This window comes from Sulfitobacter guttiformis, from assembly GCF_003610455.1.
Lineage (GTDB): Bacteria > Pseudomonadota > Alphaproteobacteria > Rhodobacterales > Rhodobacteraceae > Sulfitobacter > Sulfitobacter guttiformis.
Genome location: NZ_RAQK01000002.1, coordinates 121,763 through 142,672, shown reverse-complemented (window position 1 = coordinate 142,672; position 20,910 = coordinate 121,763). Strand labels below are relative to the sequence as shown.

Below are 20,910 nucleotides of genomic sequence, written 5' to 3'. Positions count from 1 at the left end.
GCGCACTAGGATAGTGAGATCTATCTAGGAGGTCTGCCATGCCTATTATCAATCTACCAGATGCTCTCGTTTACTCTTTGAGCGGTGAAGATGCGGCAATATTTCAGATAAACGCAGCGACAGGAGAAGTCAGCTATCAGAACTGGTTCACACCGTCATATGCCGACGTTTGGGACACGGACCGGGACCATGTCTATGAGATTTCGGTTATCGGCTCCAATGGCGCTGGTGTTGAAATCGGTCGGGTGGGACTTGAGCTGGTGGTGTCGGAAACCGATGCTGTCTGGCAAGAGATCGATGGAGGCGGTGCTGTCGCGCCGAGCGATCCAAGTGATGTAAGCGTCTACACGCTGAGCGGTGAAGATGCGGCGATTTTCCAGATTGATGCGGCCACAGGCGAGGTCAGCTACCAGAGCTGGTTTATCCCCTCTTACGCTGAGGTCTGGGACGCGGACCGTGACCACATCTATGAAGTCACAGTGATTGAAGCGGATCGTTCAGGAGCCGAGCTAAGCCGCGCAGATCTTGAGCTGGTCGTCTCTGAAACTGATGCCGTCTGGCGCGCCGCAGAGGCGGAGCAAGCAGCTCCTGGTGATCCGGTAGACCCCGTTGATCCAGTTGATCCAGTTGATCCAGTTGAACCCGCCGCCCCAGGTAATGCGATAAGCTATGTGTTGGCGGGCAACGATGCATCAGTCTTCCAAGTCGACGCTGCGACAGGTGAGGTCAGCTATCAAAACTGGTTTGCGCCCTCCTACGCGGAAATTTGGGACTTGGACCGCGACCATATCTACGAAGTTATCGTTATCGGCTTTGACAGCGCGGGGCTCGAAGTCAGCAGCACGGACCTTGAGCTTGTTGTATCGGAAACCGACGCCGTCTGGCGGACGGTGGACGGCACTGCCCCTGTTGATCCGGTAGATCCTGTCGATCCCGTCGACCCGACTGAAGGCGTCACCTACACGTTGGGCGGCGAAGACGCTTCGATATTTCAGATAAACAGCATGACGGGCGAAGTCAGCTATCAATCGTGGTTCACACCCTCTTATGCGGAGGTCTGGGATCTAGATCGAGACCATATTTACGAGATCACAGTCACAGGTACTGACGCAGAAGGTGTGGAGATCAGCCACACAGGTCTTGAACTTGTTGTCTCTGAAACGAATGCCGTCTGGCGGACAGCGGACGGCAGCGACCCGGTTGTTCCTGTAGACCCTGTAGACCCTGTTGATCCCACCGTGCCCGTTGATCCATCTGATCCCGTAGCGCCGGTTGTCGAGATAGTAAGACTTGATACCAATCCAAGCGAAACGATATTCGGCATTCGCGATGATACATCTTCACGTGGCGTCGACCTCGCTGGCGCGGTGATCGTTGCGACCTACGCTGACGGTACCTTCGAGACTCTAACTTGGGAAGCCTACGATCAGTATACTCTTGGCGGGGCTGAGGGGACCTATATCACGATGGCATACGGATGGAGCGAGCATGAACTGACGGTGACCAGAGAATTGGCCTCCCTCAGAATCGACCTGGCCCCTGCCAGCTCGGTATTCGATACGACCGACACACTTGATGACGACCCTCTCGGAGGATCAACGCTAGGGTCAAGCTTTGGGTTTGAATTCGAGTTTTTGGGCGATTACGACGATTTGGGCGGGACCGTCACTGTTACCTATTCCAGCATCGTCAATTTGGTTGGAAGCCCTGCTCAGGGCGATCTCTACACCACTATGTTTGTTGATTTCTCTGACCTTCCTAACGGTGGTATCCTTGGTGATGTCACCTGGAACAGCGATATTGACACCTTAATGTACCTTGGCGATTTGGCTCCTGCGGGCACATCGGATGCATATGCTGCCAATGACATCGTTATGGGCACCGCAGCTGATGAATTCTTAAATGGAGCGGCTGGTGAGGATGTACTTACCGGATTGGCGGGCAATGATTTTCTGGCCGGAGGAACTGGTGCCGACGAGTTCATATTTATGGACGGGTCGGGTGAAGATGTAATTGTAGATTTCGATATCTTGGGCGGCGACATCCTGAACATTGGGGCATTTGCCTTCGCTGATCCTGATGCTGTGCTGACCGTAACCACGGATGTAGGGTCCGATGTCCTTATCCAGTTAGATGCAAATGATAGTGTGCTGTTAATTGGCGTAACGACAGCCGAGCTTTCCGCGACCGATCATTGGTTGCTCACGCTTTGACGCGCGTGTCTGCTGCGTGAAAGTGTTATGTATAGAGCTACATTAACGGTATGGGCTCGATCCAGGCCTTTGCTTCGTTCTGCGCCAATGTATTCTGCTAACTGTCATTTAGGTCCCAACCACGCTTCTTCGGCTCAAAGCCGAACTTCAGCATGACTTTCTAATGCTACTGTGCGGACCATCGTATCAGCAATCGTGCAAATAGCAGCATTTCAAAAACGTGCAGAAGCGCGATACCGGACTTGGTAAAGTGCGATGCGCCAGCGTTGATAAAATCATGCGGTGTCTGGAGCGTGCCTTCTTCGCGATGATTTTGGGCGTTCTGGCAAAGATAGCGTTGCGTCGGCCCGCGGTGTTTCACTGATAATACGGCCATTTGCGACCACACATAATCGGGTAGCGCGAAGTCTAAGAGCCTCGATTGGATCGTTGGCATCAAGGACTACCAAAGAAGCCTTAGCGCCGACATGAAGTCCGTAGTCTTTCAAACCCATCGTTTTTGCGTTGTTTACCGTAACCATATCAAAGCATGTCCGCATGTCGGCAGGACTGGTCATTTGTGCGACATGCAGCCCCATGAAGGCCACATCAAGCATGTCCGCAGTGCCAAGCGAATACCACGGGTCAAGCACGCAATCTTGTCCCCACCCGACATTGATCCCCATTGCCAACATTTCTTTAACGCGCGTCAAACCGCGACGTTTGGGAAAAGTGTCATGCCGTCCTTGCAGGACAATATTAATCAGCGGGTTTGGAATCACGTTTATTTCAGCTTCGGCAATCAGCGGAAGTAATTTCGAGACATAGTAGTTGTCCATCGAATGCATTGACGTCAGATGCGATCCCGCGACTCTACCATTGAGGCCTAACCGCTGTGTCTCAAATGCGAGCGTTTCGATGTGGCGTGAGTGTGGATCGTCAGATTCGTCGCAATGCATATCCACCTGCAAACCACGCGCGGCGGCTATTTCGCAGAGTTCTTTCACCGACGCCGCCCCATCCGACATTGTGCGTTCAAAATGCGGGATCCCCCCAACAACATCGACACCCATGTCCAGGGCACGGATGGTGTTTTCACGCGCGGTGGGATCACGGTAAAAACCGTCTTGTGGGAAGGCGACAAGCTGCAGATCGATATAGTCTTTGACTTGCTCTCTTACTTCAAGCAGCGCATCGACCCCCAAAAGCCGGTCGTCACACGTATCGACGTGGCTACGGATTGCCAGCAGCCCCATGCTCGCGGCCCAATCGCAATAGGTAAGTGCGCGGGCGATGATATCGTCTTGGGTCATGACCTGTTTGAGTTCACCCCAGAGCCCAATCCCTTCAAGCAGCGTGCCTGATGTGTTGATCCGCGGAAGGCCATAGGAAAGTGTTGCGTCCATGTGAAAATGCGGATCGACAAAAGGCGGGCTAACCAAATCGCCGGACGCGTCAAACACTTGACCCGCTTGCGCTAAATCAAGTGATCCGATTGCAGTAATCTTATCACCCACAATCCCGATGTCTGAAACTTGCCCATCTGGTAGCGTGCCACCTTTGACGATCAGATCAAACATCAGCGTTCTCCTTTATTGAACGGAACCATAAGCGCAGCAGGCACTTCAGCGCGCCGCGACATCAAAATAAGCGCGAAGATCGATAGGATATACGGCATCATCAGGAAGATTTGGTAAGGAATGTGTGCGCCTAAACTTGTTTGTTGCACGCGAATTTGGAGTGCGTCAAAAGCTGCAAAAAGAACCGCACCGAGCAGAGCCTTACCGGGCCGCCACGATCCAAAGACAACCAGTGCAATACAAATCCAGCCGCGGCCATTGACCATCTCAAAGAAGAAGCTGTCGAATGCCGACATGGTCAAGAACGCACCCCCGACTGCCATCAGACCGCTGCCAACCATAACCGCCCCCATGCGGATTGCAGTGACGGATAGACCTTGGGCCGCCACCGCTGCGGGATTTTCACCGGCAGCGCGTACGGCGAGACCAAGGGGTGTGCGATAGAGAACCACGCTAACCAACCCAACAAGAATGAAGGCGAGATACGTCAGTGGTGTTTGTGAAAACAACGCCGGTCCGAGTAATGGGATGTCCGATAAGATCGGAATTTCATATGGCTGGAATGCTTCGATTTTTGGTGGACTTGTTACTTCTGGTAACGCCAGCCGATAAGCGTAATAAGTGGACGACGTCGCCAGCAGGGTAACGCCAAGGCCCACAACATGCTGGGACAGGCCGAACGGCACCGTAAGCGTGCTATGAAGCAGACCAAATAGCATCCCCACCAGCATCGCAACGCAAACGCCAGTCCAAAGTCCTGTGCCGGAATAAACCGCCATCCAACCTGCAAATGCACCCGCGACCATGATGCCCTCGATACCAAGGTTCAACACGCCTGCACGTTCGCAGATCAACTCCCCCAATGTGGCAAAGATCAGCGGGCTAGCGATGCGAATTGCAGCGGCCCAAAAACTTGCGGTGAAGAGGATTTCGATAACTTCCATGACGCTAGTCCCTCACCACACGAAACCGCGTTAGCATGATGGCCAGCACCATAAGAAGGAGTGCTGTCGCAAGCATGATGTCCGCTAGATACGTCGGCACATCAGCAGCACGGCTCATACTGTCAGCACCCACAAAAATGCCAGCTACAAACAATGCGGCTACGAGCACGCCAAGCGGATTGAGCAACGCCAACATCGCCACGATAATCCCTGTGTACCCAAACCCAGGCGACAGATCGAGCGTGAGGCTGCCCTTTAGTCCGGCCACTTCAGAAAACCCTGCCAATGCCGCAAGACCACCGGAAAGCAGCGCAGTTTTTACAATCACCACGTTGACTGGAATGCCGGCGAAGGCAGCGGCATCCTTGTTTAAACCAACCGCGCGCATTTCGTAACCCAAGGTGCTGCGTGTTTGGATAATCCAAATGCAAATAGCTGAGAAGATTGCAAGACCGAAGCCCCAGTGCAGGCGGAGCCCATTCACAATTCGCGGCAATCGCGCCTCTGGTATGACACGGGCAGATTTCGGCCAACCCATGCCCGTTGGGTCTTTGAGCACCCCCTCAAGGAGCATTGAGATAAGCAGTAGGAAAATGAAGTTAAACAGCAATGTCGTAACGACTTCATCAACACCAAACCGCGTTTTAAGGAGCGCGGGAACCAATAGGACAATGGCCCCAGCTAAGATAGATGCGACAATTATCAACGATAAGATCGCAAAGCTGGGCCAAGGCAAGACTCCGGTCCCGAGTAGCACTGTCATAAGCGCACCTGCATAAAGCTGTGCCTCCGCACCGATGTTCCAGAACTTCGCACGGAATGCGACGGCGACTGCGAGGCCCGTGAAAATCAAAGGTGTTGCGCGGTTTAGCGTTTCAAGGATTGCGAACTGCGATCCAAAGGAACCTTTAAGGATCAATCCGATGACAGAAAACGGGTTTGCACCTGCGATCATAGCCAAAAGCGATGCAATCACGATCGTCGATACAAGAGCGATTGCAGGTGGTACCAGCTTGCGGGCCAGTGTCGGGTTCTTGATAGGTTCAAGACGCATGAGGAATGTCCGTTTCAAACCCTTGACCGGCCATCCAAAGCCCTAGTTCCGCAGGTGTCATTTCACCTCGCTCAAATTCTGGCGAAAGTCGCCCATCTGAAATGACGTGGATCACATCAGAAAGCGCCATAAGCTCATCCAAATCCTCAGAAATCAATAGCACCGCTGCACCACGTTCCCGTGCCGCCAACAATTGGCTGTGCACATAGTTGACTGCACCGATATCAAGCCCGCGAACAGGTTGATTTGCTAGAATGATCCGTGGGTTAGCTTCAAGCACACGCCCGAGAATCAGCTTTTGCATGTTACCGCCAGACAGAAGCCTGATCGGTGTGTCTGATCCGGGGCAACGCACATCGTACTTATCGATAATACCGTCCGCAAAGGCCCTTGATTTACGCCAGTTCAGCCAACCGCCATTGCTAAAAGCCGGGGATTTATATCGTTCCAATATGGCGTTTTCAACAAGGTCAAAGTCAGCAATTGTCCCGGTCTTGTGCCGGTCCTCAGGGATACGCGCGATACCGCTTTGCACCGCGATACGAGGCGTCCATTTCTGAACTGTGTCATTCCCCAAAACGACTTGACCGTTACTTGGATCGAGCAACCCACCAACAACATCGGCCATCGCGGCCTGTCCGTTCCCGGACACACCCGCAAGACCGACGATTTGACCTGCTTTCAAGGTCAATGAAACTGACTTCAAACCGGGAACGCTGCCAACATCCGCAGTCGTAACGTTGTGCAACGCAAGCAACGGCGCGCCCGGTTTCGCAGGCGAGACCTCCGGCGCTGTCGCCTCAGTTCCCATCATCATCGCGGCCAGTGCGTTTTTATCGGTATCTTTTGTATCCACACCGCCTGCCATTTTCCCGTGCCGCAGCACAACAATCCGATCCGCGATAGCCATAACTTCATGCAACTTATGCGATATGAAGATGATCGAAAGCCCTTCTTCGATGGCTAGCCTCAGCGTTGCAAACAGATCATCCGTCTCTTGTGGCGTCAAAACTGCTGTCGGTTCATCAAGGATCAGAATCCGCACATCGCGGTAGAGTGCTTTGAGTATTTCAACCCTCTGACGCTCCCCCACAGACAAGGTTCCGACACGCACATCCGGCGCAACAGCAAGGTGAAATTTCTTTGACAGAGCCACAATCCGCGTCTTTGCCGCAGCCCGCCCCAAGCTTGGCTTCAATAGCGAGTGGACACCCAATGTGATGTTCTCTTGGACGGTCAGATTATCGGCCAGTGTAAAATGTTGGTGCACCATACCAACACCGGCATCCAAAGCCGCCCGGGAATTGCCGGGCGGCAATGTATCGCCGAATACGCGAACAGTTCCGCTATCGGCCGTGTATTGGCCGAACAGAATATTCATAAGTGTGGTTTTCCCCGCGCCGTTCTCTCCTAAAAGAGCGACAACTTCACCAACGTTCACAGAAAGGCTGACCGCATCATTTGCGGTCAGCTCTCCAAATTTTTTCGTTATAGCATTAAGGGAAAGTGCCTCAACTGCATCCTTGGACATGCTTGATTAAGACGACGATGGTTCGTTGTCGTTAATCGTGACCGAGAACGCGCCTGATCTAATCTCAGCTTCACGCTGGGCAACCAAAGCCAGTGCTGCTGCCGGAACTTTGCCGTCAAATGTGCCCAGAGGTGCAAGACTTGTACCGCCTTCGTTCATGAACGAATATGCACCGTAGTCCCCAGCGGAAAAGCTACCCGCCTGCACTTCAGCGATTGCTTTATCTAACGTCGGTTCGAAATGCCAAATCGCAGAAGCAACAATCGTTTCAGGATAATCGGCCTGTGTATCAATGACGTTACCGATGGCTAGAATACCTTTTTCCTGCGCGGCGTCAGAAACACCAAACCGCTCAGCATAAAGTACATCCACACCGTTTTCGATCATCGCAAACGCGGTTTCCTTAGCCTTGGGTGGGTCAAACCAGCTGCCGATAAAGCTGACTTGGAACTTAATATCTGGGTTCATCTCAAGCGCACCGGCCATGAATGCGTGCATCAGGCGGTTCACTTCGGGGATTGGGAATCCACCAACCATGCCGATATTTCCAGACTCTGTCATCGCTCCTGCAATGATGCCTGAAAGATAAGAGGCGTCTTGAATATAGTTGTCAAAAACCGAAAAATTAGACAGCGCTGCGTCTTCTTTAAAGCTTGAGCCCATTAAGAACGCTACGTTTGGATATTCAGCCGCGACTTCACGTGCTTCTTGTTCCGCACCAAAGACTTCGCCAATGATCAGCGTGTTACCTGCCTCAGCATACTCTCGCATCACACGTGCATAATCGGTATTACTGACGTTTTCCGAGAACGAATAATCAATGTCGCCACGACCCTGAGCCGCAAGTGCCGCTTTATGAATACGGCTGACCCACTGCTGTTCGACAGGTACGGTATAAATGCCCGCCGTTTTTATCGGTTCTGCAGCCATGGCCCGCCCAGCCCCAAGTATCAGCGATGTTGCTGCGGTGGTCGCCATGAAGTGCCGGCGGCTAAGATTTTTTGTTTTCATCATCGGATTATCCCTAACAGAGTTTTGAAAATTAACTGCCCTCTTGATCAATTGGTCAAGAAAATTCTCCATTTTTAGAGATCTGCCATCCTCATCTACGTTAGTTTGCCTGAATCCCCATACGCTTAGCCACAAAATGAGGCAGACACCCCTTTTCCCTAGAAAGCCACATCCATTAGCTCGTGTTCAGTTTGCATAGCACATCTCGATCGAAGTGAATTTCCGGTTCCTCTTCTGCAACAAAACTAACTCGAAGCAGCAGCGAAAGTCCGGTTTCCGCCCATCTAGTACCTGAAAGACAAAGAACAGAGAGCCATATATCTCTGATCAAAGCCGCACTAAATCAGTCCATTTATGCCAATATTAAAATCATCCCCAGAACTTGATCGTGACGGACTGGTTATAAGCACTGTGTGCGCCTTTAGGGCAATGACCAGAGACCTACCGTAACGGGGGGGCTGGTTATCCTTATCGATTAGGAGATCGAGACAGAGAAAAAGCCACAAACATTGAAGTAAGCCGCCGAGAAGCTGATCAGGAAACATTTCTCACAAGACACGTCAGACTTATTCAACTGGAAGTAAGATCCACCTTGTCTTGGCTGGCCAGCTAGGCGAGGAGAGCATCTCGGTACTGTTCCGCCGTGAAGGGATCGCTGAAAGTTTTCATTACAACCTGTCAAAAGAATACCACGAAACAGGCAGGCCGTGTCTGTCCGGGAACTGTCCGAAACTGTTAGTTCCTCACTCCAGACCACCGATCTTTCTGAATTAGAACGCTACGTCCCTTACGTCCGACGTCCTCTGGAGCGTTCAGACGAAGAGTGCGTTTTTTTTGTTTTCCATCTTACTGGCGGTCGTAATATCGATCGCCTGCACCAACTGGCACCATTTGGAGTGCGCTGCTTCAGCAGCGCACCTAAAAGTCCGGTCTCTCAACGACAGACCCAGTTCAATGTAAGATCACGTTGTTTGACTGATCAGGCCAGTAGGTCGAAGTCTGTATTGCCGAAACTGGACAGCTGAGTGTTCTCAATCGTTATACTGTCCCGCAGGCTAAGCGTGATGAGTACATCGGCACCTAACTGGACCATGTCGAGATCGGAAAAGTCGGTAAAGCCATAGCTTGCGATTTGGATGATATCGATCCCATCTTCGAAATCAGTAATGACATCGCTACGTGTGCGATCATCGTTGAAGACAAAGACATCGGCACCGGCGCCACCGGTCAGAATATCATCGCCTCCACCGCCAATCAGGACATCCGCACCATCACCGCCTTCAAGCACATCTTTACCAGCGCCCCCTGAAAGAATGTCATCACCTGTTCCACCAAAGAGTTGGTCATTACCGTTTTCACCGATTAGCGTGTCATTTCCAGCATCGCCATAGATCCGGTCATTGTCATTGCCGCCGTCGAGAAAATCATCCCCGTTGCCGCCGAGCATTTTATCATTACCAGCATCGCCATACATCAGATCATTGCCGTCACCTCCCTTGATCTGGTCATTGCCGGACCCACCGAACAGCAGATCCTCGCCTGTGCCACCGTCAAGTGTATCTCGTCCTGTGCCGCCATCGATTGTGTCCGCGCCCGCACCACCAGAGACGCGATCCGAGCCGCCTGCGGCAAAAAAGATATCGTTGGCAGAGGTGCCGGTGAGGGTATCGCTGCTTTCGGTCATGGTGATGACCGGTGCGTCAGCAAGGATAAAGTCATCGTTTGTCAAATCACCGACAGAGACGCCGATCAACTCAATGAAGTTGCCATCTCCCGTATTGATGCGGATACCATCGTTTGTTTCCTGAATGCTGAGCTGCGAGATGTCCCACATGCCGAGCTTGGACAGGTCGATTTTGTCATCCCCTTGGGTGAAGTCAGTAATTTCATCCTGTCCATCGCCGCGGCGGAACAAAAACACATCTGCGCCAGCGCCGCCTGTTAAAGTGTCATTGTCGGTGCCGCCGTTGAGGATATCGGTACCCTCGCCGCCGTCGAGCAGATCGGCCCCCTTGTCCCCCAGTAGCGTATCATCGCCTACACCACCGCTCAGGGTGTCCTCTTGATTGCCACCATCAAGAAGGTCATTGTCGGTTCCGCCGGATAGAACATCGCGACCATTGCCGCCGAGCAACGTATCGTCGCCTTCGTCACCGAACAGGACGTCATTGCCGCAAACCCCGTCGATGTAATCATTACCCGCGCCGCCTGTCACAACATCGGAACCACCGAGCGCGGAGTAAATGTCGTCGCCACCCATTAGGTTCACGCGATCTGACGTCATGTTGCCAACCAGAAGATCCGACCCTTCGGTAGAATCTGTTGCTGTTGGATTGCTTATTAGATTGGCTGACATGGTATCCTCCCCAGGAAGTATAAACTGCGATTTTCCGTATCCGCGGGTGGCAGCCCCACGAGAATATTAATTATCACGTTCAACCCAAGGAGGCAGCAAAATGACTGCTTTCTGGCTGAATTAAGGAGAATTCTGATAAACTCATCCGCGACAATACATCATTTCGAAACAATTATCAGTATAGGTGATCTTTGTGTCCGTTCGTCATGAGTATGACCGAATCATCGTCAAAAAAGCTCAACTGGTTTTGTTGCTCAAATTGAGTAGAGGGTGTTATCCCCTCACCCCAAACACATTGAACCTACAGGCTCTGTGACAGATAAGCCGTATAGCGGTTGAGGGCCGCGATAAGGATTAAGTTCTCAGCAATTTGGCTTTCGAAGTCCCGCGCCATGAACGATTGTCCCAGTGTTCTCACACAATGCATTTTCGCTTCCATGCGGCTTCGGCGATGGTATCCGCGCAAACGTCGCCAAACTTTGCGCTCCAGATGTCATCGCGGCTTGACCGGGAAGGATTTGGTTCATTAATTCGGGTCGCATGGGAGCAATCCGCGATTTTGGTGTAGGCAGCCTCTACGTCCTATACATCCGGCGTCTAATCATCACTTCCTATGTGCAACTTGCGAAAAATACGCCTTCTGGAACTGCCGGGAGAGCGACAATATATTTGTGAAACGACTTTGGCGGATCGTAAAATATGCATGTTTCCATTTGCACGTTTGAGAAACCGGAACAGAGACATAAGCTGGGATCAGGACTCGAATTTAATTCTACAACCCCCCCCATTCTGCCGTTGGCAGACAATCACCCGCCATGATCTGTTCGGAGAGAAGAAAAACAATTCACCTTGGGTTTCAGGAGCAAAGAGTAGATTAAGTTGCGCCAGTTACGGTCCAATATATAGGGAGTATTTGCAGTATGAAATTTCATGTGGTCGATAACATTGAAAAGAAGGTTATCTCAGCTGCTACAACCGCCATATCGTCGGTAAATCTGTTTTTTGCGAGCGGTCAGCTCACTGTTCTTAGTCCGCACTCCATATAACATATTGATACATATGTCGTATAACTTGACCTAATGTGGTCCAGATGGCCTTGTACTGCATGACTAACATGCTATTTTTCAAACCCGTCTCGGGCCTTGCCATAATAATATCTCAAGCCTGTTTGTAGGCTGTTGAGCGTGGTTATGGCACACGGGAGTGCTTAGCGCTGCACAATCATCGGATAATCCGAACGGCGTAAGGTTTTTTAACAGCTTTTTTCGCCAGATAGACACCTCCCTTCGACTAATGCAGACGATGGATCTATGCTGATCATGCAGCGTGTGGTGGGGCACTGTGCGGAACCGCGCCACCCAGAGCATCGTTTCTGGTTTTTGTCAGGTCGGGCATTATTTTGCTATTCTATACGATCATCAAAAGTATGAGAGGAACACCGACATGAAGGCACCAATTCTGATCATGGGGGCGACTTCCGGCATTGGCGCACTTGCTGTTACGGACGCAACGGATCGCGGCCTGCCCGTGCGCGCATTCGCCCGCAGCGCGCACAAACTCACCGCGACTGACCTGCTCGAACCCTTTGCCGGCGATGCGCGATCAGCGGAGGATGTCCTCAGAGCATTGTCAGGCGTACGGGCTGTAGTTTACGCCTTAGGCATCAAAGAACGGCTATCGATGCTTTGGGAAGAAGAAGATCTGTTCTCGGAAAGCACTGCCTTGCTTCTGGATGCGATGAAATCGAGCGATACGCGCCGCTTGGTCGCCGTAACGGGTTTTGGTGCCGGTAGGTCACGCGAAGCTATGAGCAAACTGGAAAGCCTCGGCCACAGGGCGATTTTAGGAAGGCCATATGCAGACAAAGACCGTCAGGAAGCGCTTATCACGTCGAGCGGTATCGACTGGACAATCGCGCGCCCCGTAATCCTGCGCAACAGCGAGAAACTCGGACGAATGCGGGTTTTGCGCGATCCGTCAACATGGAGAAACGGATTGGTCTCCCGCGCGGATGTAGCATCCTATTTGATTGATGCTGTTGAGGATGACCTCGACGTACGGGCCGATGTTGTTCTGGCACGCTGACACATTCGGGATGCAGGAACCTGAAGTGGATCGGTCCGTTAAGCGGCGCTTAAGTGCTAAAATGACATGCACTAGCGCCCTCCCATCTGACGTCTCGCACAGCGTTAATTGAGTTTAGTAGTAAGATTTAATCAAGTGCTGTCAAACGCCGCCGCACTATCGCAAACCGGCGGGTGCGCCAGACTGTCGCCATTGTAGAAAAGCGGGTGGATACTCGGAGCAAGGTTCTTACGTAGAGTATCAGAAACAACATCACTGGAGCAAGAAAATGAAAAAGACATTGTTAGCCACGACCCTATTGATTGGATCGGCCGTTTCATCCTTCGCAGAAACCATCGAAGTTGAGATGTTGAACCAGAACGAGGCTGGTGACCGGATGGTATTCAGCCAAGAACTTATTCGGGCCGAGGTCGGAGACGTGATCCGGTTCATCCCGACGGATAAGTCCCACAATGCCCAATCCGTAAAGGACGCGTTGCCCGCCGGTCAGGAGGAGTTTCGCGGGCGGATGAACCAAGAGGTTGAGTACACGGTGACGGAAACCGGGCTGACTGCTGTAATCTGTTTGCCCCATCAGGTGATGGGCATGGTTGCATTGGTAGTGGTGGGAGATGACACCAGCAACGCCGACCAGATCCTCGAAGCGCGCATTCCTGGAAAGGGAATGGAAAAGATTGAGGCGCTAATCGAAGAAGCGCGTGCAAGCGCGCCCGCAGCCGAAGACGCCTCCGCGAAGGACAGCTGATTTGTTCAGGTTACGGCGGTGGGCGTGGACACAACGCCCACCGCTGCAATAGCGCCCTGCCCCCGCTTTCTCCAAAACTTCCTAACAAAGCTCATCGGCGGAGCGGCGGATTGACGCAATCGCAATCCGGGCAACCTCCGCTTTCGTATAAATTACAAAGGAGATCGAGATGTTGGAATTCATTGAAAACAGATCAATGCTCATCGTCGAGGATGATGACGCACTGCGCGACCGTTTGGCAGCCGCCATGGAGAAGCGCGGTTTTACAATGCGTAAAGCCGCGAGTGTCGCCGAGGGCTTGGAAAGCATAAACCAAAATGCACCAGACTTTGCCGTGGTCGATCTTAGGCTTTTGGACGGTAGTGGACTTGACGTGATAAAGGCGCTGGAAAAGCGTAACGGTGATGCACGTGCGATTATCCTGACGGGATACGGAGACATCCCTACAGCCGTCGCAGCCGCACGTATCGGCGCGGTGGACTACATTGCAAAACCGGCGACCACGGATGAGATCATTGATGTATTGCTGGCACCAAGAGACCAAAGCCCACCGGCACCGGACCGGCCAATGTCGCCGGAGGATGCCCGGATAGAGCATATCGAGCATGTGTTTCAGGGCGCAGGCGGTAATGTCTCGCAAGCAGCGCGCTTGTTGAACATGCACAGACGTACGTTGCAGCGCATCCTGAGGCGCAATGGCGTCGTAGCAGAATCCCTACCCTGAAAATACACTCTTGGCAGGCGATTTCCATTTTTCTTCAAATTCATACGCAGATAGGAATTAAGCCGTTTGCGTATGCAAAGCCACATTCAGGATTGTCTGTCGGTTGAGAGCAAGCGGCCATTCACACCAATAAGAGATCGCAACATAAAAGGACGTCACCATGACGGACCCGGATAACAACCACATCCCGCGCCTGATTAGACTGGTCAAGGGAGCGCTTCATCCGCCTAAAGGTGGTGTTCGAATAGTGGTTGCACTGGCATTTGGCGCTGTGGTGCATGCGTTGTTTGCTGTGGCAGTGTTGTCAATGATTGCTGCGATGTTCTTTGGCATGAGCAAGAGCTTGGGGACAGTTTCATGGCCGTTAGCAGCGCTCGTAAATGCCGCGCTGGTCTTACAGTTTCCTGCTTTCCATTCTCTGCTTTTGACCGCTCGCGGTTCTCGCTGGCTGTCGCGCCTCGTTCCTGCCCAATATGGTGCCACTTTATCGACCACGACCTATGCGATCATTGCATCGGCTCAACTCTTAGTACTTTTCGCATTCTGGACTCCGAGTGGCATCATCTGGTGGCAGGCGGAGGGCGCTGTCTTATATGCAATCGTCGGTGCCTATGTGACGTCATGGTTGTTATTGATCAAAGCCAGTTTTGATGCAGGAGCCGAGGTGCAATCGGGCGCTTTGGGCTGGATGTCACTTTTGCAAAACATAAAACCGCAGTTTCCCGGGATGCCGACCACAGGGTTGTTTCGGGTCATCAGACAACCGATCTATGTTGCTTTCGCGCTCACGCTTTGGACTGTTCCGGTCTGGACGCCGGACCAACTTTTCCTTGCAGTCACACTTACAGCCTACTGCCTCGTGGCTCCAAAGCTTAAGGAGCGGAGGTTCAAAAAAAGGTATGGAGAGCGCTTTAGCGCGTATCAACGTAGTGTTCCCTACATCGTACCGAATTTAACGGGAAGGCGATAAATGTGTCCTCAGGAAGTCTGAAAAAAGGACAGTGGTGATGCCTGTCCAATTACACGCCAGTGGATTAAGGGTAATGAGGTCATAAGAGCAAAAATTCCCCATCCTCAATGTTGCGTCTGGGTGGACAGAAACCGATCACTACACCCAGACACATAGTAGACGAAGCGACTGGTCATGCCAGACACCCAAAGGGACTTGGCCCTTAATCCGGCAATCCCCACCGCGTCACCCCCGCCTCACAAATGAGGCCTTTACGAATTTTCTGCTTTCTCCCGAAAGGACTATGATGTTTGAAGTTTCCCTGCTTGTTACTGCGCTTATGTTTGGCGGCTCAGTCCTTTATGCCTTCGGCTTTGCGGCATTTTTGTTTACCGCTCTTCCAGCAGAAACTGCAGGCCCGCTGATCCGTCGGGCGTTTCCACATTTCTACCTTTTTGTCCTCGGTACTGCGGCGGTGGCCGCCGCAACGGCCTTTTCAACCGATCAAATTTCGGGAGGCATCCTGCTAGCGATCGCAGCTACAACGCTTTTCGCCCGGCAGGTCCTGATGCCTGCAATCAACACGGCCACCGATCAGGGCGCAAAGAGCCGCTTCAAACTCCTGCACACGATCTCTGTTCTTGTGACGCTGGCCCACATTGGCGCTGCCGCCTATGTGCTGCTGCGGCTTTCCAACGTGTAGTACTTTGATTGATCTTCGTGACACCTCAAAGGCCGCTTAAATCCTGAGTGTTTTAGTCAGGTTGACTAATCAGACTAAATTTGTCAGTAATTACTCACGTCCAGCCACCTCGAATCGAAACAGGGGAAGCCCGACATGTTTTAAATGTAAGGACTTCCAAATGTCGCATCCACGTCACGCGCCCTGCAGCGCTGAAGCCAATCGCAAGTTGGCATTCGGGGCTTTGACCAACCCCACTGAATTTGCCAACACATTCGAGATTTTTGACGGCGCGCCGTTAGAGTGGATGATGGATTACGCCTGTTCAACCGCAGATGTGCACCCATGAGCTTTCACACCCCCCCGCAAACCAAACTTCAGGTGCCCGGTATGCCCACCTATGCAGCGGGTAACCTGACAAAAGGCGGCGATCTTGCACAGATCGTGCTGGACGATCAGGTCTATACCCTTCGCATCACGCGGGCCAACAAGCTGATCCTCACAAAATGAGCGGGCCTGTGAAAAAGAGGGGCGGCGCACCGGTGGGATTTATATCAGAGCTTGACGGTATTGAGGCCGCGAGCGTGATCTACCTGCGCTTATGGTCGGACGGTCGTGCCGCCCAAGCGCAGGTGCGCGACGATTTCATCACCGCCCTTGGTTATAATCAGGGCGCAAAAGCTGTGAAGTCTTTCGAGCAGATTTGCAACTTGTGCGCTGACCATGGCCGTAGACCGCTGATGCGCCACTCAGTCCGGTGCAAATGTCTTGGAGCGGACGAATCCTGTTTTGCAAATTTTATTGCCACCGCGTCCGAAGGCGCGCGCGAAGATGCTATGTTGATTGCGACCTTGTTGGTGCGACCAGACGTGGCCCCCCTCCTCGCGTCTTGCGCCTTTGATTTCGGCCTTGCCCTTAAACGTATGCGCCTGTCCGCGCCTCGCGAGTATGCCGCTGCTTTCAGCCAGCCCACAACATTCCATTAAGGGATACCAAAGGTCAGTTCAGGTAACTGCCGCGGCCTCAGGCTTGGTGGTTGAAGCGCAAACCGCTTGCGTGCCTCGCGATTAATTTTGGGTGCGACGCCAGCCAATAGATTGAATTCTAGACATGTTTGAACCTGATCAACTTCCACACATCTTACCCGAATATTACACCCGCGCGCGGGATATGATGAGCCTGCAAAACCGTGCATACTTCCTTGCAGGTGCGGGGGACGAAGCGACTTTGCTGGCAAACGAGACCGCTTTTTCGTGTGCGCGAATAATTCCGCGTCCGCTGCGCGAAACGGGTGGCGGCTCAACACAGATATCCCTTTTAGGGCAAAGCCACGCGACACCGTTTATGGTCGCGCCCTTTGCCTATCACCGGCTTCTGGACCCTTTAGGTGAAACCGCGACGGCACGGGGCGCGCAAGCGCAGTCCATCAAAACGGTGGTAAGCGCGCAAAGTAGTGTAGACCTCGCTCAGATACGGTCAGCCGCAGCCAGCTGTGACTGGTTTCAGCTTTACTGGATGGGCAGCAGAGAGCGCACACTCGAACTGGCGGAGATTGCATTGGCGGCGGGGTATACAGTCCTTGTTCTGACAATCGACGCGCCCGTGCAGGGTGTCAGAGACCGTGAGATCGAGGCAGGCTTCCAATTGCCGCCCGATGTGAGGGCAGTAAATCTCTCCGCCTTTCCCGCCACCCGTTTCACCCCGCTCATTGAGGGGCAATCGTTCGTGTTTGACCATATCGCGCACGTTTTACCCAATTGGCGTGACGTTGATTGGCTGATGCAGTCTGTAGCGGCACCTGTTTTGCTTAAAGGTATACTTCATCCGGATGACGCCGCGCGGGCCGCATCAGTCGGGGCTGCCGGTGTTATTGTGTCAAACCATGGCGGGCGTGTGCTAGACCGTGCTCCTGCCACGTTGGAAATGCTGCTGGAGGTTATCAAAAGGGTGGGATCGGAGTATCCTGTCTTGATGGATGGCGGCATCCGTCGCGGCGTTGATATTTTCATCGCGCTCGCTCTAGGAGCAAAAGCCGTTTTGATCGGACGCCCGGTTGTTTGCGGTCTTTGTGTTGCGGGTGAACTTGGCGTCAGCCATGTTTTGCGGCTGCTGCGCGACGAGCTCGAGATTGCTATGCTCCTGTCCGGTTGTGCCAGCATCAATGATATTCACGCGGATATGGTTCACCTGAAGCTATAGCGCAGCGGGATCATTAACGTGAACTCATCACCTGTCAGATAATTAGGAGGCGCTGGCATCTTTGCCAATTGCTCTACTGTTGTTACTGCCGCCTCATCAAGAAGAGTAGAACCTGAGGATCGCGCCACCTCCGTCGCGATTAACGCGCCGTACCGGTCAAGCGTGAAACGGATTTGCACAAGCCCCTCGATACGGTTACTGCGCGCCTTTGCGGGATAGGTTTTGGCACCACTGATCAGCAAGACAATACTCTTTTGCCAATCCCGAATTTCCTCTGTCTGCTCTGCGGTTAATCCCTCACTCGCCGCTTTTGTTGTTTCGGCTTCCACCAGTGCCTGAACGCCTGCGGTTGATTGCTCGGAGGCTTTGCGGTCCTCTGCCCCGACCTGACTTTCGACGTCGATCTGATCCGGGTCGCGCTCGGTTGCGATCTCTTGCGCTTGCTTTTCGGTATCGGCCTCCGGATCGGGTGCCGCGACTGCGAATTTCAGGCTTTCATCTTCGACATCGTAGGGAATTTGGCTCAGGATAGGTTGCTCCGCAGCTTTTGATGCCTCGACCATCTCGGGGCTTTCCGTAACCGTAGGCGCCTGCTGGCTTTCCTGTTGGGCGATGCTGTCTTCCTCCAGCGCGGCCGAGGCTGCGATGAGATCGGAGAGATCAAACATCATGGCACCTGTAATACCGTCAGGCTGTGCGTCTTCTGTTTTCGGCGTAGGTGTCGTGCTCAGGATCTGCGCGGGCAAGCCGACGTGCAGTACTGCGCTGAAGATAACAGCCGAAAGCCAGAACAGCGGCATCGAGTTACCTGTGGCATAGGTCAGGCTCATGGTAGGATCTCAGGCTGCACGCCTTCAGGGGCTTGTGCGACATTCTCGTCCAGACCCACGAGGCCGACTTTCAAAAATCCATCGGCCCGCAAGATATTCATTACCCGAATAAACTCGCCATAAGGTACTGATTTATCTGAGCGGATGTAGATGCGCGTATCACGCCTTTGCAGCGTTGCGATACCAACGTCGATGTAAAGGCGCTCATGGGTGGTCTTGTTCTCCCCCACGGAGAGCGCCAGATCTTCGGTTATTGTGATAAACACCGGATCCGCCGTGCGTTCAGGCGCATCAGCGACAGCCACCGGCAACTCCACCGGAATATCGACCGTCGAAAGGGGTGCCGCAATCATAAAGATGATCAAAAGAACTAACATAACGTCGATGAAAGGCGTGACGTTGATCTCGCTATTTTCGCCAAGATCGCCATCATCGTCTGCACGCATTCGCGATGCCATGCTGCTTACTCCGCTGCTTGCGCTGGAACGGCGGCAAATCGGGGCATGTTGCCCGCATCCTTGGTCGCCAGATCCAGGTCCCGCGACAGTGTGCGTTCCACGAGAGCGCCAGCATCTGCCAGCATCACCTTATACCCCCCCATACCACGCGCGAGAATGTTATAAAAAATGACTGCAGGAATAGCGGCGACAAGCCCGATGGCCGTTGCAAGCAGGGCCTCTGCAATGCCGGGTGCCACGATGGCAAGATTAGTGGTGTTGCTCTCGGAGATGGAAATGAAGCTGTTCATGATGCCCCAAACCGTGCCGAACAAGCCAACGAAAGGTGCGGTTGAACCTACATTGGCCAAGACCCCTGCCCCGAGGCTCATGCGTCTTGCGGCGCCGGCCTCGATGCGCGCAATCTCGGAGCCTGCCCGCTCCTTGATACCAGCCTTCATCGCCACCCCATCACCCGAACAGCTCCGCTCGCGCTGAGCGGCGCGGATCATTTGGCCTACAACGCCTTTTTTCTCGGAAAATTTCCCTTCCGTCGAAGTGAGCGTTCCAATCTTGTCCAGATCGCGGTAGCCGCGGCGCAGCACGCTGCGCTCCCATCGCAAAATCGTTATTCTGGCGGCAAAGATGACCCAGACCAACGCAGAGGCAAACAAAAGCGAGAGCATTACGCCCTTCACAACCCAGTCCGCAGCCATGAACATGCCCAGCGGAGACATCTCGTTATGGCCCGCCTCATCCAGCGTGCTCCAAAACGTGTCAAGATCAAGCGCAGCAGCCGGACCTGCGGCAAGGATACCTGCAATTGCAACAATTAAGATCGGGGAAATTTTCATATCTCAGGTCTCTGCCCATGTGCGTATCAGATTGTGGTAAATACCGGTGAGGCGGACGGTTTCCACAGCATTTGAGCCGATCGTGGTGCTCAGCGATTGAATGGATTGATCCAGATCGAACAGGATCGTGCGGTGCGCATCGGTCCTGATCATGCTTTGCAGCCAGAAGAAGGAAGATATCCGTGCGCCACGCGTGACGGGCGTCACTTCATGCAAGCTGGTGGAAGGATAAAGGACCAAATCCCCAGCGCCCAGCTTTATGCTGTGAGTGCCGTAGTGGTCTTGGATCACAAGCTCCCCGCCGTCATACTCTTCGGGCTCGCTCAGGAACAGGGTCATCGAAAGATCGGTGCGCAGGCGTTCCTGTGTCAGCGGATTAACGCGAATTGCATTGTCGATATGCGCGCCAAAGGTTTCTGCCTGCTCGTATTTGTTGAACATCGGCGGCAGAATACGCGCAGGCAACGCTGCCGACAGAAAGAGCGGGTCATCGGTCAGTTTTTGCAAAATAAACTGGCCCAGCGTTTGTGCCGTGTCCGACACTGGTGGCAACTGCTTATTGTGTTTGACCTTGGCAGACTGTGGGCCAGCTGTCTTTGATCCGTCTTCCCAATCAGCGGCATCCAGATGTGCACGCACCTGTTTTACGTCGTCTTTACTCAGGATCGAGGGGATAGTGATAAGCATAAAAAACCTTCGGCAATCTGCGGGCGACCTCAGAGCCGCCCGCGGTAATA

20 protein-coding genes and 1 pseudogene are annotated in these 20,910 nt (G+C 53.0%); 10 read left to right on the top strand and 11 right to left on the bottom strand.

From position 1 onward, the window contains the following. Window positions 1–38 precede the first annotated feature (38 nt). Window positions 39–2,213 (top strand): calcium-binding protein, encoded by a 2,175-nt coding sequence (locus tag C8N30_RS13300; protein ID WP_025062298.1) that lies wholly within the window; start codon window positions 39–41, stop codon window positions 2,211–2,213. A gap of 275 nt (window positions 2,214–2,488) precedes the next feature. On the opposite strand, the gene C8N30_RS13295 is transcribed toward C8N30_RS13300, so the two are convergent. The 7 genes and pseudogenes from C8N30_RS13295 to C8N30_RS19700 form a co-directional block, all read right to left on the bottom strand. Continuing rightward, complete coding sequence (locus tag C8N30_RS13295) at window positions 2,489–3,772, bottom strand: amidohydrolase family protein (RefSeq protein WP_025062299.1); 1,284 nt, start codon at window positions 3,770–3,772, stop codon at window positions 2,489–2,491. Then, window positions 3,772–4,716, bottom strand: coding sequence for an ABC transporter permease (locus C8N30_RS13290; RefSeq protein ID WP_025062300.1), 945 nt, complete (start codon window positions 4,714–4,716; stop codon window positions 3,772–3,774). Before C8N30_RS13290 ends, C8N30_RS13295 begins: the two co-directional genes overlap by 1 nt. Before the next feature lie 4 nt (window positions 4,717–4,720). Further along, window positions 4,721–5,770: an ABC transporter permease gene (locus C8N30_RS13285; RefSeq protein WP_025062301.1), complete on the bottom strand. Its 1,050-nt coding sequence runs from the start codon at window positions 5,768–5,770 to the stop codon at window positions 4,721–4,723. Continuing rightward, window positions 5,760–7,301, bottom strand: a complete 1,542-nt coding sequence (locus tag C8N30_RS13280; RefSeq protein WP_025062302.1) for an ABC transporter ATP-binding protein — start codon at window positions 7,299–7,301, stop codon at window positions 5,760–5,762. The genes C8N30_RS13285 and C8N30_RS13280 overlap by 11 nt, the downstream gene beginning before the upstream one ends. Window positions 7,302–7,307: 6 nt before the next feature. Next, entirely contained in the window at window positions 7,308–8,315 is a 1,008-nt protein-coding gene (locus tag C8N30_RS13275; RefSeq protein WP_025062303.1) for a BMP family protein, read from the bottom strand. Window positions 8,316–9,291: 976 nt separating this feature from the next. Continuing rightward, on the bottom strand, window positions 9,292–10,668 hold the full coding sequence (locus tag C8N30_RS13270; RefSeq protein WP_025062304.1) for a calcium-binding protein: 1,377 nt from the start codon (window positions 10,666–10,668) through the stop codon (window positions 9,292–9,294). A gap of 301 nt (window positions 10,669–10,969) precedes the next feature. Next, window positions 10,970–11,161 (bottom strand): annotated as a pseudogene (locus C8N30_RS19700) (IS5/IS1182 family transposase); the annotation flags it as partial. A 950-nt stretch (window positions 11,162–12,111) separates the two neighbouring features. Here C8N30_RS19700 and C8N30_RS13265 point away from each other — a divergent pair. From C8N30_RS13265 to C8N30_RS13230, 9 genes are all read left to right on the top strand, one after another. Further along, window positions 12,112–12,753 (top strand): NAD(P)-dependent oxidoreductase, encoded by a 642-nt coding sequence (locus tag C8N30_RS13265; RefSeq protein ID WP_025062305.1) that lies wholly within the window; start codon window positions 12,112–12,114, stop codon window positions 12,751–12,753. Between the two features lie 268 nt (window positions 12,754–13,021). Next, complete coding sequence (locus C8N30_RS13260; RefSeq protein ID WP_025062306.1) at window positions 13,022–13,498, top strand: pseudoazurin; 477 nt, start codon at window positions 13,022–13,024, stop codon at window positions 13,496–13,498. A 169-nt stretch (window positions 13,499–13,667) separates the two neighbouring features. Then, window positions 13,668–14,222 (top strand): response regulator transcription factor, encoded by a 555-nt coding sequence (locus C8N30_RS13255; RefSeq protein WP_037967907.1) that lies wholly within the window; start codon window positions 13,668–13,670, stop codon window positions 14,220–14,222. 160 nt (window positions 14,223–14,382) lie between these two features. Next, window positions 14,383–15,192: a methyltransferase family protein gene (locus tag C8N30_RS13250; RefSeq protein ID WP_025062308.1), complete on the top strand. Its 810-nt coding sequence runs from the start codon at window positions 14,383–14,385 to the stop codon at window positions 15,190–15,192. Between the two features lie 286 nt (window positions 15,193–15,478). Then, on the top strand, window positions 15,479–15,874 hold the full coding sequence (locus tag C8N30_RS13245; protein WP_198021475.1) for a DUF4149 domain-containing protein: 396 nt from the start codon (window positions 15,479–15,481) through the stop codon (window positions 15,872–15,874). 160 nt (window positions 15,875–16,034) lie between these two features. Then, entirely contained in the window at window positions 16,035–16,202 is a 168-nt protein-coding gene (locus C8N30_RS19375; RefSeq protein WP_156949567.1) for a hypothetical protein, read from the top strand. Next, entirely contained in the window at window positions 16,199–16,363 is a 165-nt protein-coding gene (gene hemP / locus C8N30_RS13240) for a hemin uptake protein HemP (RefSeq protein WP_084273581.1), read from the top strand. The genes C8N30_RS19375 and hemP overlap by 4 nt, the downstream gene beginning before the upstream one ends. Then, window positions 16,360–16,839 carry a hypothetical protein gene (locus C8N30_RS13235; protein WP_025062310.1) on the top strand — a complete coding sequence of 160 codons (480 nt, stop codon included), beginning with the start codon at window positions 16,360–16,362 and terminating at the stop codon, window positions 16,837–16,839. The genes hemP and C8N30_RS13235 overlap by 4 nt, the downstream gene beginning before the upstream one ends. A 124-nt stretch (window positions 16,840–16,963) precedes the next feature. Beyond that, complete coding sequence (locus C8N30_RS13230) at window positions 16,964–18,052, top strand: alpha-hydroxy acid oxidase (protein WP_025062311.1); 1,089 nt, start codon at window positions 16,964–16,966, stop codon at window positions 18,050–18,052. On the opposite strand, the gene C8N30_RS13225 is transcribed toward C8N30_RS13230, so the two are convergent. Genes C8N30_RS13225 through C8N30_RS13210 form a run of 4 tightly spaced genes read right to left on the bottom strand, consistent with a single transcriptional unit; the run spans window position 18,037 to window position 20,860 of the window. Beyond that, window positions 18,037–18,882, bottom strand: coding sequence for a TonB family protein (locus C8N30_RS13225; RefSeq protein WP_025062312.1), 846 nt, complete (start codon window positions 18,880–18,882; stop codon window positions 18,037–18,039). The genes C8N30_RS13230 and C8N30_RS13225 overlap by 16 nt on opposite strands. Next, window positions 18,879–19,340, bottom strand: coding sequence for a biopolymer transporter ExbD (locus C8N30_RS13220; protein ID WP_025062313.1), 462 nt, complete (start codon window positions 19,338–19,340; stop codon window positions 18,879–18,881). The genes C8N30_RS13225 and C8N30_RS13220 overlap by 4 nt, the downstream gene beginning before the upstream one ends. A gap of 5 nt (window positions 19,341–19,345) precedes the next feature. Continuing rightward, window positions 19,346–20,173 carry a tonB-system energizer ExbB gene (gene exbB / locus C8N30_RS13215; RefSeq protein WP_025062314.1) on the bottom strand — a complete coding sequence of 276 codons (828 nt, stop codon included), beginning with the start codon at window positions 20,171–20,173 and terminating at the stop codon, window positions 19,346–19,348. A 3-nt stretch (window positions 20,174–20,176) separates the two neighbouring features. After that, entirely contained in the window at window positions 20,177–20,860 is a 684-nt protein-coding gene (locus C8N30_RS13210) for a Fe2+-dependent dioxygenase (RefSeq protein WP_025062315.1), read from the bottom strand. Between the last annotated feature and the right edge of the window lie 50 nt (window positions 20,861–20,910).

What these genes read in the sequence shown, in the direction of transcription:
- hemP (WP_084273581.1), top strand. Translation starts at nt 16,199, where the DNA reads ATGAGCTTTCACACCCCCCCGCAAACCAAACTTCAGGTGCCCGGTATG.
- C8N30_RS13220 (WP_025062313.1), bottom strand. Translation starts at nt 19,340, where the DNA reads ATGGCATCGCGAATGCGTGCAGACGATGATGGCGATCTTGGCGAAAAT.
- C8N30_RS13285 (WP_025062301.1), bottom strand. Translation starts at nt 5,770, where the DNA reads ATGCGTCTTGAACCTATCAAGAACCCGACACTGGCCCGCAAGCTGGTA.
- C8N30_RS13265 (WP_025062305.1), top strand. Translation starts at nt 12,112, where the DNA reads ATGAAGGCACCAATTCTGATCATGGGGGCGACTTCCGGCATTGGCGCA.
- C8N30_RS19375 (WP_156949567.1), top strand. Translation starts at nt 16,035, where the DNA reads ATGTCGCATCCACGTCACGCGCCCTGCAGCGCTGAAGCCAATCGCAAG.
- C8N30_RS13260 (WP_025062306.1), top strand. Translation starts at nt 13,022, where the DNA reads ATGAAAAAGACATTGTTAGCCACGACCCTATTGATTGGATCGGCCGTT.
- C8N30_RS13300 (WP_025062298.1), top strand. Translation starts at nt 39, where the DNA reads ATGCCTATTATCAATCTACCAGATGCTCTCGTTTACTCTTTGAGCGGT.
- C8N30_RS13225 (WP_025062312.1), bottom strand. Translation starts at nt 18,882, where the DNA reads ATGAGCCTGACCTATGCCACAGGTAACTCGATGCCGCTGTTCTGGCTT.
- exbB (WP_025062314.1), bottom strand. Translation starts at nt 20,173, where the DNA reads ATGAAAATTTCCCCGATCTTAATTGTTGCAATTGCAGGTATCCTTGCC.
- C8N30_RS13290 (WP_025062300.1), bottom strand. Translation starts at nt 4,716, where the DNA reads ATGGAAGTTATCGAAATCCTCTTCACCGCAAGTTTTTGGGCCGCTGCA.
- C8N30_RS13210 (WP_025062315.1), bottom strand. Translation starts at nt 20,860, where the DNA reads ATGCTTATCACTATCCCCTCGATCCTGAGTAAAGACGACGTAAAACAG.
- C8N30_RS13295 (WP_025062299.1), bottom strand. Translation starts at nt 3,772, where the DNA reads ATGTTTGATCTGATCGTCAAAGGTGGCACGCTACCAGATGGGCAAGTT.
- C8N30_RS13275 (WP_025062303.1), bottom strand. Translation starts at nt 8,315, where the DNA reads ATGATGAAAACAAAAAATCTTAGCCGCCGGCACTTCATGGCGACCACC.
- C8N30_RS13250 (WP_025062308.1), top strand. Translation starts at nt 14,383, where the DNA reads ATGACGGACCCGGATAACAACCACATCCCGCGCCTGATTAGACTGGTC.
- C8N30_RS13235 (WP_025062310.1), top strand. Translation starts at nt 16,360, where the DNA reads ATGAGCGGGCCTGTGAAAAAGAGGGGCGGCGCACCGGTGGGATTTATA.
- C8N30_RS13280 (WP_025062302.1), bottom strand. Translation starts at nt 7,301, where the DNA reads ATGTCCAAGGATGCAGTTGAGGCACTTTCCCTTAATGCTATAACGAAA.
- C8N30_RS13245 (WP_198021475.1), top strand. Translation starts at nt 15,479, where the DNA reads ATGTTTGAAGTTTCCCTGCTTGTTACTGCGCTTATGTTTGGCGGCTCA.
- C8N30_RS13270 (WP_025062304.1), bottom strand. Translation starts at nt 10,668, where the DNA reads ATGTCAGCCAATCTAATAAGCAATCCAACAGCAACAGATTCTACCGAA.
- C8N30_RS13230 (WP_025062311.1), top strand. Translation starts at nt 16,964, where the DNA reads ATGTTTGAACCTGATCAACTTCCACACATCTTACCCGAATATTACACC.
- C8N30_RS13255 (WP_037967907.1), top strand. Translation starts at nt 13,668, where the DNA reads ATGTTGGAATTCATTGAAAACAGATCAATGCTCATCGTCGAGGATGAT.